General features: G+C 34.0%; 12 protein-coding genes. 4 read left to right on the top strand and 8 right to left on the bottom strand.

All coding sequences use genetic code 11. The annotated features are described in order from the left end of the window. Positions 1–5: 5 nt before the first annotated feature. On the top strand, positions 6–1,970 hold the full coding sequence (locus GR162_RS15925; RefSeq protein WP_160782947.1) for a transglycosylase domain-containing protein: 1,965 nt from the start codon (positions 6–8) through the stop codon (positions 1,968–1,970). 297 nt (positions 1,971–2,267) lie between these two features. Here the strand turns inward: GR162_RS15925 and GR162_RS15920 are convergent, their stop codons facing one another. From GR162_RS15920 to GR162_RS15910, 3 genes are all read right to left on the bottom strand, one after another. Then, positions 2,268–3,305: an aldo/keto reductase gene (locus GR162_RS15920; protein WP_160782946.1), complete on the bottom strand. Its 1,038-nt coding sequence runs from the start codon at positions 3,303–3,305 to the stop codon at positions 2,268–2,270. 254 nt (positions 3,306–3,559) lie between these two features. After that, the gene (locus GR162_RS15915) at positions 3,560–4,504 is read right to left on the bottom strand and encodes a flagellar motor protein MotB (protein ID WP_008465496.1); all 945 of its coding nucleotides are present in this window, start codon (positions 4,502–4,504) and stop codon (positions 3,560–3,562) included. 108 nt (positions 4,505–4,612) lie between these two features. Beyond that, complete coding sequence (locus GR162_RS15910; RefSeq protein ID WP_066033292.1) at positions 4,613–5,374, bottom strand: exodeoxyribonuclease III; 762 nt, start codon at positions 5,372–5,374, stop codon at positions 4,613–4,615. A gap of 118 nt (positions 5,375–5,492) precedes the next feature. Between GR162_RS15910 and GR162_RS15905 the strand changes: the two genes are divergently transcribed. Continuing rightward, complete coding sequence (locus GR162_RS15905; protein ID WP_008465499.1) at positions 5,493–7,295, top strand: lysophospholipid acyltransferase family protein; 1,803 nt, start codon at positions 5,493–5,495, stop codon at positions 7,293–7,295. Positions 7,296–7,355: 60 nt separating this feature from the next. Here the strand turns inward: GR162_RS15905 and GR162_RS15900 are convergent, their stop codons facing one another. From GR162_RS15900 to GR162_RS15880, 5 genes are all read right to left on the bottom strand, one after another. After that, positions 7,356–7,727: a DUF805 domain-containing protein gene (locus GR162_RS15900; RefSeq protein ID WP_160782945.1), complete on the bottom strand. Its 372-nt coding sequence runs from the start codon at positions 7,725–7,727 to the stop codon at positions 7,356–7,358. Positions 7,728–7,922: 195 nt separating this feature from the next. Then, positions 7,923–8,195, bottom strand: coding sequence for a TM2 domain-containing protein (locus tag GR162_RS15895; protein WP_066033290.1), 273 nt, complete (start codon positions 8,193–8,195; stop codon positions 7,923–7,925). A gap of 77 nt (positions 8,196–8,272) precedes the next feature. Continuing rightward, on the bottom strand, positions 8,273–8,737 hold the full coding sequence (locus tag GR162_RS15890) for a DUF2752 domain-containing protein (protein ID WP_160782944.1): 465 nt from the start codon (positions 8,735–8,737) through the stop codon (positions 8,273–8,275). Further along, entirely contained in the window at positions 8,712–9,089 is a 378-nt protein-coding gene (locus GR162_RS15885) for a DUF4234 domain-containing protein (protein ID WP_008465507.1), read from the bottom strand. Before GR162_RS15885 ends, GR162_RS15890 begins: the two co-directional genes overlap by 26 nt. Positions 9,090–9,279: 190 nt before the next feature. Then, positions 9,280–10,230: a 2-hydroxyacid dehydrogenase gene (locus GR162_RS15880; RefSeq protein WP_160782943.1), complete on the bottom strand. Its 951-nt coding sequence runs from the start codon at positions 10,228–10,230 to the stop codon at positions 9,280–9,282. 242 nt (positions 10,231–10,472) lie between these two features. On the opposite strand from GR162_RS15880, the gene nhaA reads away from it, so the two are divergent. Further along, positions 10,473–11,621 (top strand): Na+/H+ antiporter NhaA, encoded by a 1,149-nt coding sequence (gene nhaA, locus GR162_RS15875; protein WP_160782942.1) that lies wholly within the window; start codon positions 10,473–10,475, stop codon positions 11,619–11,621. Continuing rightward, positions 11,618–12,157 (top strand): hypothetical protein, encoded by a 540-nt coding sequence (locus GR162_RS15870; RefSeq protein ID WP_160782941.1) that lies wholly within the window; start codon positions 11,618–11,620, stop codon positions 12,155–12,157. The genes nhaA and GR162_RS15870 overlap by 4 nt, the downstream gene beginning before the upstream one ends. Positions 12,158–12,199: the final 42 nt, after the last annotated feature.

Genomic DNA, 12,199 nt, shown 5'->3' with positions numbered 1-12,199 from the left:
CTTTTATGAATTTTCCAAAACAAAAAATATACAGAGCATTAAAAATACTAGGAATAGTAATTTTAGCGCTTTGCATCGGACTGTACTATTTTCGTAATTCACTTTTAAAACAGGCCATTGCAAAAGTTACCCACAAAATGGCTGTTCAATACAACAGCAATTTTTCTGTAGAATCGGCTTCTTTTGATGGTTTATCGACTATAAAATTGACAGATGTTGTCTTAGCTCCAATAAATGCTGATACGCTTGTCAAAATAAAAAATGTGGAAACCAGCATCAGCTTAAGCAATTTATTAATTGGAGATGTTCAAGTTGGGACTTTAAAAGTAGACAATGGGTATATTCAGTTAGTAAAAAAAGGCAAAAAACGAAATTTTGATGCTTTTCTAAAAAGAGATCGTGAAGAAACAGAATCAAACGAAAAGCGTAAATACGCTTCATTTGCTTATAGAATCATTACTAAGGTCTTAAACTTGGTTCCAACTGATATGGATTTGAAAAACTTCAAATTCAAAATCGATGACAACGGAAAACAAACCAATATTGATGTAGATAAACTAGTTTTAAGCAATAAACAACTCGAAACCAATCTTCATGTTCAAGCAAAAGATTTTGATCAGCGTTGGAATATTAAAGGTTTTGCAGACCCGAGAAATAAAAAAGCAGATATTCGCTTTTTCAATTTGGACACAGGAGCTATTCGTGTTCCGTATTTGGATCAGCGTTATAACTTAAAAGCAAGCTTTGATTCTATTCGATTGAATGTTCAAAACATTGATAAAAGCGGAAGCGAATTGCATATTGATGGCTACACCTCAATTGCCAATCTTAAAATCAACCATCCAAAAATTGCCAGCAAAGATGTTATAATAAAAAATGCCCGTTTTGATTATCGCTTCTTATTGGGAGACAGTTTCATTTCGATTGACAGTACTTCGACCATGCAGTTGAACAAAATCAAAGTTCGTCCTTATATTTCTTATGATACTGAAAAAGATACCATTTATACGTTGAAAGTAAACATTCCGAAAATGAAGGCACAGGATTTTATCGTTTCGCTGCCTGACGGATTATTTACACATTTTCAGGGAATGCAGGCTACTGGAAATTTCGATTACAAATTGGATTTCAAATTCAACAAAAATAAACCAAACACACTTGTTTTTGACAGTAAGCTGAACAAAGAAGATTTACGGATTACCAAATATGGCGAAGCCGATTTAAATAAACTAAATGGCGAATTTGTGTATCGTGCCATTATTCAAAACGTATTGCAAAGACCTATTTTGGTTGGAAATGCTAATCCGAATTATACGCCTTTGGATCAGATTTCTCCTTATTTAAGAAAATGTGTTTTAACGACAGAAGATCCTTCTTTCTTCTCACATCGCGGATTCATTAACGAAGCTTTCAAACAATCGATTCTGAAAAACATCAGAACGAAGAAATTCTCTCGTGGAGCCAGCACGATTAGTATGCAGTTGATTAAAAATGTTTTTCTGACCAGAGAAAAAACGCTTTCGCGAAAGCTTGAAGAAATTTTATTGGTTTACATTTTAGAAAACAACCGAATTGTAAGCAAGGAAAGAATGCTAGAAGTATATTTCAACATTATTGAATGGGGACCAAATGTGTACGGAATTGGAGAAGCGAGTCATTTCTATTTCCAAAAAAATCCAGCCGACTTGAATGTAGATGAATGTTTGTACTTGGCAACGATTATTCCGAAACCAAGAAAATTCATGTATCAATTTAATGATGAAGGAAACTTAAAAGATTACGCCATTAAAAACCAGAAATTCTTGAAGAATTTGATGTTTAGAAGAGGACTTTTAGTTCCTGAAGATACCATTGGAATTTTACCTGTTTACATTTCTGGAAATGCTCGTTCGTTAATCAAAATAAAAGTTCCAGATTCGACTGCTATTAAAACTGATTCTTTGGCTGTTGATGACGAATTTGATTTGTAATTTTCTGCCACGAAGGCACTAAGGCGCTTTTTTAAAGCTTGTGAAATTTGCTCGCAAAGTCGCAGAGTCGCAAAGTTTTTTCAACAGCCCCTAGCTTAAACTAGGGAAAAAAGATCGAAATAGAAAAAGGCTTTAGCCAAACCAGTAAAGTTTGGCTAAAGCCTTTTTTTTATGCTTATTCTTCATCCAGCTAAAGCTGGACGCTATTGAACTTAAAAATTTAACTTTGCGACTCCGCGTCTTTGCGAGATTAAAACAAAAAAACTTTGTGTCTTAGTGCCTTCGTGGCAAAAAAACTTAAGGAGCTGGATCTGGAATTATAGCCTGAACCGCATCAATCTCAGCTAGGATTTGCTTAGAAAGAACCACATCAATTGTATCAATGTTTTCCTTTAACTGTTCTAAAGTGGTTGCACCAATAATTGTACTTGTCAAGAACGGTTGCTGCAACACAAATCCCATTGCTAATTGCGTTAGCGTTAAACCATGTTTGTTAGCGATTTCCTGATACAATTTAGTCGCTTCTGTACATTGATCGCTATTGTAACGTTTGTATTGCGGAAAAAGGTTAATTCTGGCTTTCGGGTGACTTTCTCCAGTCAAAAATTTTCCAGTTAAAACTCCGAATGCTAGAGGCGAATATCCTAACAATCCAACATTTTCATATTTTGAAACTTCTGCCGAATTCACTTCAAACAAACGATTCAATAAAGAATATGGATTCTGAACGGTTTTAATTCTTGGCAGATTGTTGTATTTGCTCTCTTCCAGAAGACGCATCATTCCCCAAGCATTTTCATTAGAAACTCCAATGTGTTTGATTTTACCTTCTTTGATTAATTCGTCAAAAGTCTCTAGAATTTCTCTGAAGTTATCTTCCCAAGCATCATCATGTCCATGGAAAGCGCGCTGTCCGAAATTATTCGTTTTTCTTTCCGGCCAATGCATTTGATACAAATCGATATAATCTGTTTGCAATCTTTTCAAACTGTTTTCAAGCGCATATTTAATACTTGCTGGAGAAAAATCCAGTTTCTCACGCATATAACCAAAATTCGGATTTGGACCTGCTATTTTAGAAGCCAAAACCACTTTATCTCTATTTCCTGATTTCTTAAACCAAGTTCCAATAATTTTTTCAGTGCTTCCGTAAGTTGCTTCACTCGCTGGAACCGAATACATTTCGGCTGTATCGAAAAAATTTACGCCTCTTTCCAAGGCATAATCCATTTGTTCGTGACCTTCAGCTTCTGTATTCTGCTGCCCAAAAGTCATTGTTCCAAGGCAAATTTTACTAACTTTTATATCGGTGTTAGGTAATGTAGTGTATTTCATTTTTTTTAGGTTCAAAGTTGCAAAGTCGCAAAGGTACAAAGTGATCTTTCAAATTGAAATTTGTCAAAGGTTAAAAAAAGTACAAGATTTTTTATTATTTCCTGCAAGGTTTCTAAAACCTTGTAGACATTTGAAGTTCAATTCAATTTAAATCAAAGCCAAGCCAAACCTACAAGGTTTTGGAAACCTTGCAGGATAAAAAAGGCTCAAAAGTAAAAACCTTTGAGCCTTTGTTACTTTGTCACTTTGCAACTTTAATTAATACTATTCAACATCTCCGCAATTTCATCTAATCTTGGAGTAAGAATAATTTCGATTCTTCGGTTTTTAGCTTTTCCTTCTGGAGTTGCGTTGCTTGCCAAAGGAGAAAACTCGCTACGTCCTGCTGCGGTTAATTTTTGTTTATTTATTTTTGGGTTTTCGCTTAAAATAGCTACGATTGCGGTTGCTCTTTTAGTCGACAAATCCCAATTGTTTGCAATTGGTCCAGAACCAGCGTACGGATCATCGTCTGTATGTCCTTCAATCAAAACAGAAAGATCTGGATTATCACCTAAAACTTTTCCAAGTTCTACAACTGCTTTTCTACCTTCGGCGCCAACAGCCCAGCTTCCTGAATTGAAAAGCAATTTGTTTTCCATAGAAACATATACTTTTCCATTTTTATGTTCCACTGTCAAACCTTTACCTTCAAAACCAGTTAAAGCTTTAGATAAAGTTTCTTTCAGTTTACGCATTGCTTCTTCTTTAGCGGCAATCATATCTTCAAGTTCTTTCAAACGATTAGCCGTTTTATCCAAACGAGCTTGCTCATCTGCAAGCGCTTTCCCTTTTGCTTCTAATTGCGCTAAAAGTTCACGGTTTTTAGCCATGTTTTTCTCTAATGCATCATTGCTGTTTTTTTCCAGTGCATTATAAGAATCCTGAAGCACTTTATATTTCTTTTGCTCGGCAGCAAGATCAGCTTTTTGTTTTGCCAAATCATCATTAGCATTTGCTAAATCTTTAGTCAATTTATCACGATCGGTTTCTAACTGATTCTTCGCTTTCTTTAAACTTTCGTTTTCATCAGCAATAGAACGGTTTTCTTTTTTCAAATCAGAATATTTGGTTTCAAGATCATTGTAAATTTTCTTAGAAACACATGAAGTCGTGGACAAGGCTAATGCTAGTAATCCGATGGAGGCTTTTTTAATCATCTCTTTAATTGGTTTTTATTTTGGGCGTTTAATAATTTTTAAATTTCAAAATCCAATGCCAATTGCAATTTTAAAACTTAAACTTTTCAGCAAGAACAATACCAAAAATTAATCTATCTCAACTAAAATCGGGCAATGATCTGAATGCATAGCATCTGGAAGTATAACAGCTCTTTTTAACCTGTGCTCTAAAACATTGCTTACTAAATTATAATCAATACGCCAACCTTTGTTATTTCCTCTTGCTCCAGCACGGTAACTCCACCAAGAATAATGATGCGGTTCTTTGTTGAAATGACGGAAACTATCAATAAAGCCAGATTTCATGAAAGCATCTAACCAAGCGCGTTCTGCAGGAAGAAACCCAGAAACGGTTTTATTACGAACTGGATCATGAATATCTATTGCTTCATGACAGATGTTATAATCTCCGCATATAATCAGATTGGGAACCGTTAGTTTCAATTCATTAATATAATTCTGGAAGTCATCCATAAACATAAATTTATGATCTAGCCTTTCAATGTTTGTTCCAGATGGAAGATATAAACTCATTACCGAAACATCATCAAAATCTGCACGAAGATTTCTTCCCTCAAAATCCATGTGATGAATTCCTGTTCCGTAAACAATATTATTCGGTTTTGTTTTAGAAAGAATTGCTACACCGCTGTACCCTTTTTTGGTTGCTGGATAGTAATATTGAAACGGATAGCCTGCAGCCGTAATATCATCTACCGGAATTTGATCCTGTGTAGCTTTTATTTCCTGAAGACATATTACATCAGGATTTGCTTGCTGCAGCCACTCGATAAACCCTTTGTTTATTGCCGCTCTAATTCCGTTTACATTATAAGAAATAATTTTCATCAGTGATTTTTTTAGGATTCCAAATGTAATAAAAAAGTGCAAAGTTTATCTTGGAAACAATGAAAAGTAGACTTTTTTGTTATCTTTGTTCGCTGTTCTAATAAATTAAAAGTAGTACATGGGTTTAGTTACCGCGAAAGAAGTTGCAAAGGCAATAAATGTTGAAAAGTACGGAGTTTTCGGTACCTTTTCTGGCTGGATTCTTATGAAGGTTCTTAAGATCTCGACCCTTAATAAAATTTACGATCGTAATAAACATTTGGAAGACCTTGACTTTTTGAATGGAATTTTGGACGAAATGGAAATTAAGTTCGAAATCCCTGAAGAAGATTTAAAACGTCTGCCAAAAGATGGTGCGTATATAACCATTTCTAATCATCCGCTTGGAGGAATTGATGGAATTTTGCTTTTGAAATTGATGCTTGAAAGAGAGCCAAATTTCAAAATCATTGCCAATTTCTTATTACATAGAATTGTTCCGATGAAAAAATACATTATGCCGGTTAATCCTTTTGAAAATCACAAGGATGCAAAATCGAGTGTAATTGGTATCAAAGAAACATTACGTCATTTGAGCGACGGAAAACCTTTAGGAATTTTTCCTGCGGGTGAAGTTTCAACTTACAAAGATGGCAAATTAGTAGTGGACAAACCTTGGGAAGAAGGTGCTATTAAACTAATCAGAAAAGCCAAAGTTCCGGTTGTTCCTATTTACTTTCATGCCAAAAACAGTAAATTATTCTACTGGCTTTCTAAAATTGATGATACTTTACGTACTGCAAAATTACCTTCTGAACTTTTAACACAAAAAGACCGCGTTATTAAAGTGCGTATTGGAAAACCGATTTCTGTAAGTGAACAAAATGAAATTGAATCTTTTGAAGAATACTCAGAATTCTTAAGAAAGAAAACCTATATGCTGGCTAATCCGTTTGAAAAAGACACTAAACTGATTGACACCGCGAGCCTTAAAATACCTAAAGCGCCTAAAAAAATTGTTACGCCTGCAAGCGAATCAAAATTGATTGATGAAGTTCAAGCATTACGTGATAGTGACAGCAGGTTTTTACAAAGCAAAAATTATGAAGTTTTCTTTGCAAGCGCAAAGGAAATTCCGAATATTTTACATGAAATTGGACGTTTACGGGAAATTACTTTCCGTGAAGTTGGTGAAGGAACAAACGAATCTATTGATATTGACGAATACGATCAATATTATCACCATATGTTTTTATGGGATGATGAAACAAAAAAAATCGCCGGTGCCTATCGTATGGGATTAGGTTCTGAAATCTATCCAAAATACGGAATTGAAGGTTTTTATCTGACAGACCTTTTCAGATTTGAACCAGAATTGCATGATATGATGCACAAATCGATCGAAATGGGTCGTGCGTTTATCGTAAAAGAATATCAGCAAAAACCAATGCCTTTATTCTTGTTATGGAAAGGTATTATCCATACTACTTTGCGTCATCCTGAACACAAATATTTGGTTGGCGGAGTAAGTATCAGTAATCAGTTTTCAGATTTCTCTAAATCATTGATGATTGAGTTTATGAAATCGAATTATTACGATCCGTATATTGCGCAATACATTCACCCTAAGAAAGCGTACAAAGTAAAACTGAAAGACGCTGACAAAGATTTTATTTTTGACGAAGCAGAATCTGATTTGAATAAGTTTGACAAAATCATTGATGAATTGGAACCAGGAAACTTACGTCTGCCTGTTTTAATTAAGAAATACATCAAACAAAATGCGAGAGTAGTAGCTTTCAACGTTGATCCATTATTCAATAATGCAATTGATGGTTTAATGTACATTAGAATTGCAGATATTCCAGAAAGCACAATGAAACCTGTAATTGAAGAGTTTCAAATCGAATTAGAAAAGAAATTATCTGAAAAAGAAGATTAATAAAACTTAAAAAGCCGTTTCAAAAAATTGAAACGGCTTTTTTTATTCAAACGAGAAAAATTATTCTTTTCCTATTTCATTAATTTCTTCTAATTGATTTTTAGGATCAGCACCGTATTGATTTGGCCCTTTTTCACCTTCCGTGCAAGCTAAAATTAAGCTATAAACAGGAATTATTATATACCATCCACTTTTGCCCACATCATGCATTCTTCTAACTCCTACAGCAATGGACGGGATCATAATACCTAATAAAAATATTAAATTTAAAATTGAAAAGACGATTCCAATTGCAGGAATAAGACCAAAAACACTTAGTACAATATAAATCACGATACTTATAAGACTAAACATCCAATATTCTTGTCTTCTAGCTCTTCCACTAAAATTTGCGTAGTTCTCAAAAACTACCTTTTTGTACATTTCTAACATAACAAATCTTTTAAAATTTCCCTACTCTTAAGGATTTTCGGTTTCTCCTTTACTTTTTAACTAAGCGCAAGGTTACCCACTATTGATTTAATTTTCAGGACATAAAAGTCAAAATTGTATTAGAAAACGACATTTTTAAGCATAAAAAAATCCCATTCATTTCTGAATGGGATTTAGAGATAAATATATTTTCTTTTAAAACCAGCCTTTATAACCAATTTGGTACGTTTGATAAAATTCTTCATCGTCTCTGGTCAAATATATAATTCCTTCGATAACTCCAATTATACCGCCAATTCCAAAAGCCAAACCTAGAAGAAGCTGAATTATTCCTTCTTTGGTGTAACCCAAATAAAACTTATGGATTCCTAGATATCCTAATAAAATAGCTAGAATCCCAGCTAGCACTTTTTTATTTTCCTGTCCGTAACGCGGATTGTTCCAATCTTCTCTCTTTGTATTTTCCATGATCTTAATTTTTTAGTATTCTTAAAACTGTACTTAAACAAACAAATCTGATTGTTGCAAAATCAGATTATTGGATTTTAAAACCAAATTGACTGATGCAAGATATCATCAAAAGAGTTGTTTCTCACAAATAAAATCAATCTTATAAGATGATAAACGCCTAGAAAAATAGCCAATCCATAAGCCAACTTTCTGTTGTATAAAAGTGCGTTAAAATATTCTTTTTTGGTAATTAATTCTGTAGTCAAAACAACAATCGTTACAGCACAAAAAGCAATAACAAAAGGACCCAAAATATGATAAGAAATTGATTTGTATAGATCTCCCTGATAAAAATAAACTAAGGATTTGGTAATTCCGCATCCTGGACACGGAAAACCTGTCAGCATCTTAAAAGGGCATAATGATTGATCGGTTTCTAAATGATTATTATGATTATGAAGCATTAAAAAAAACGGAACTATCAGTGTAATTGCTGCACCGATAATTCCGTAAATTTTACGTCTTGTTTGCGTATTATTTATATAATCTGTTGATATCACCTTGTACAATCATTGCCGCCGCAATAGGAAAAAAGAATCCTAAAACAATTAATAAAGTAGATTGGTCTTTTTGAAGCTCACCAGTTTTCTCATATACTTTTGGCAATGCATCTTTACCAGCCAAGTAATAGAAATAAATATTCACTGGCATACAACAACCTGCAAAAATTGCAACTGGCTGTGAAATAACTTCTCTTTTTGCTACAGCATTAAAAACCTCAGCTACTTTAATATTCCAATAAATTAAATACAATCCGCAAGTTAAAAATCCAAATAGTAAAACCATGATAGGATCTACTTTAAATACTGGGATTTGTTCTTCAAAATTATTCGATGTTTCTTGTAATTCCATCTTCGTTTAAAAAATTTATTAATTCCTACTCTTCGGATTTTCGGCTTTCTCCAAACTTCAAAAACAAATCTATTTAGACTCATTCTTTTAAAATTCGGAAACAATATTATTAAAAATTAACAAATAAAACTAATCTCACTAAATAAAATTTACAGGAAAAAACTCGTTATTAAATTCTAAAGGCTGTAGGCTAGTTTTTGCCGTAAACCGCTTTGATTTTGTCAACAATTACCTGCGCCAAACGTTCATGGCTTTCAAAAGTCCAACCCGCAATATGAGGCGTCAGCAAGACATTTTTAGCTTCCATAAGATATTGGAGCGCTTCTGGCGTATTGTTTTCTTGGAATAGGGTTTCAAAAGAAAGTTTTTCATATTCCAGAACATCCAAACCTGCTCCTAAAACTTTTTTCTCTTTCATAGCTTCAACCAAATCGGCTGTAACGATGTTCTTACCACGCGAAGTATTGATAATCCAAAACGGCTTTTTAAACGCATTGATAAAGCTTTTGTTGATCATTTTATCTGTCTCTGGAGTCCAAGGAAGATGTAGGCTTAAAACATCAGCTTTTTCGCGTAATTCTTCCAAAGAAACTTGTTTGGCATTTTCGTCTCCAACATTGTCCAAAATGTCGTAGCACAAAACTTCCGTATCAAAACCTCGTAATTTTTTAGCAAAAGCTTTTCCCATATTGCCGTAACCGATAATTCCGACTGTTTTTAAATCCAATTCATGACCACGATTGCTTTCACGATTCCAATGCCCCGCTTTTACTTCAGTATCAGCTTGATTTAAGTTATTAAACAATGACAAAATCATTCCCAACGAATGTTCTGCAACAGCGTTGCGATTTCCCTCAGGAGCAGCAATTAGATGAATTCCTTTTGCAGAAGCATATTCACAATCAATGCTTTCCAGGCCGGCACCAACTCTTGCAATAAATTGCAAATTTGTTGCTTTATTCAAAAAAGTCTTGTCAATCTTGAATCGGCTTCGAATTACAATTCCATTATATTCATGAATTTTTGCTTCGATTTCTTCTTTTGAAGATTTAAAATCGGCGTGGTTTTCAAAACCAGCTTCTTCTAATTGATTCCAAAGAATTGGATTATTACTGTCGATATGAAGAATTTTTATGCTCATTTACTTAGAATTTTTAGAAACACAAAAATACGGGAAATGTTTAAGATTTCTTTTGAGTCATATATTTTAATCTCGCAAAATCACAAAGTCACGAAGAAATAATTTAACACCAAAAAACATAAAAAACTTCGTGCCTTTGTGCCTTCGTGGCAAATGTCTTTTTATTGCTAGGATTTTTTTTTAACTTTGAAAACATAAGGATTTCACAATCCATCATATAAATCTTCAGAAAATCTTCCCTAATGAAACTTACTAAGACTTTTAAAGCCTTTTTTGAAAACGAAAAATCGGGAGGAATCATCTTGCTCTTTGTCACGATTTTATCTCTTTATCTCGCTAACTCTTCTGTTCAAGTTCCATACGTTGCTTTTTGGGAAAAAGAAATTGCAGGCCATTCTATAACCCATTGGATAAATGACGGACTGATGACTATTTTCTTCCTTTTAATCGGATTGGAGCTGGAACGAGAGATTTATCATGGCGAATTATCTAATATTAAAAATGCTTCTCTGCCAATTATGGCGGCTTTTGGAGGAATGTTAGTTCCCGCTGCAATCTTTCTAGCTTTAAATTACGGAACAACCACACAAAACGGAGCTGGAATTCCGATGGCTACCGATATTGCTTTTGCCATCGGAATTTTGTCGCTTCTTGGAAACAAAGTACCGGCTTCCTTAAAAGTCTTTTTAACCGCTTTGGCTGTTATCGACGATTTAGGAGCCATAATAGTTATTGCCGTTTTTTACACCACATCAATTTCTTTTTTGAATCTTGGAATTGCTCTTGGAATCTGGGGTTTGTTATTTATCTTAAACCGAATGAGAATCCACAATCTGATTCCATATTTAATTGGTGGAGCAATAATGTGGTATTTTATGCTTAATTCTGGTGTTCACGCAACTATTACGGGAGTGATTTTAGCATTTGTAATTCCGTTTGGCGATGGCGGAGAAAAAACCTCTTCGTATAGATTACAGCATTTTTTACATCAGCCCGTTGCATTTTTTATCCTTCCATTGTTTGCAGTAGCCAATACGGCCTTAACAATCACTGAAGACTGGCATGAAGGCCTTAATCACGTTAACACATACGGAATCATTCTCGGACTTGTAGTGGGTAAACCGCTTGGCATTTTGCTTTTCTCGTCTGTTGGCGTAACATCCGGTTTGTGCATGTTGCCTAAAAACTTAAAATGGGCACATATTTTAGGCGCAGGAATGCTGGGCGGAATTGGTTTCACCATGTCAATATTCATCACGGTTCTTGCTTTCAAAAATCCTGAAGTAATTGTTTTTTCTAAAATAGCCATTCTTATTGCTTCTTTCGTAGCAGGTTTGGCTGGCTTTTTATATCTAAAATATATTCTGAACAAAAAAACTAGTAATGGATGATTAACAATCAAAAATTAACTCGCCTTTTATTTCTATTTCCGTTAGGACTAATTTTATCCTGTCATCAGAAAACAGAGAAAGTTTTGGAGGAAAAAGCAGCAAAAACTGCTACTGTTGCAAATGAAAACCTTACTCCTTCTGCTAAAGATTCCATTTCTGGAACTTACATTTCTAAAGCCGAGGACTGTAATATCACATTGATTATTTCGAAAGATAAAAAGGATTATAAATATACTTTTACGACTCAAAACAGAAGTTTAAAAGGAAAAGCTATTTTTTCTAAAAGTAGTTCTGGCGAAAAATATATTTCTTTAGAAGGAATTCAATGGAACGAATACGAAGGCGATATTAGCAATGAAGATGATACTGATTCTAATAATTCTAAAGATTTAGAAATCCCCGTTGGAATAGATGCTTTGTATGTAAAAGACACTTTGACGATACAAAATTATGGAAATGCGATGAATTCGTATACGAAGATTTCTGAGTGTGGATTGAAGTATATTCAGCTTATTAAAGCAAATTCCAAAAAGTAAAAAATTTCAAATTCCAAGCTATTCGATAATATTTGTCATTCT

This window comes from Flavobacterium sp. HBTb2-11-1 (genome assembly GCF_009826975.1).
Taxonomy (GTDB): domain Bacteria; phylum Bacteroidota; class Bacteroidia; order Flavobacteriales; family Flavobacteriaceae; genus Flavobacterium.
Note: the sequence above shows the minus strand (reverse complement) of the source record. Positions and strands in the feature narration are given on the sequence as shown.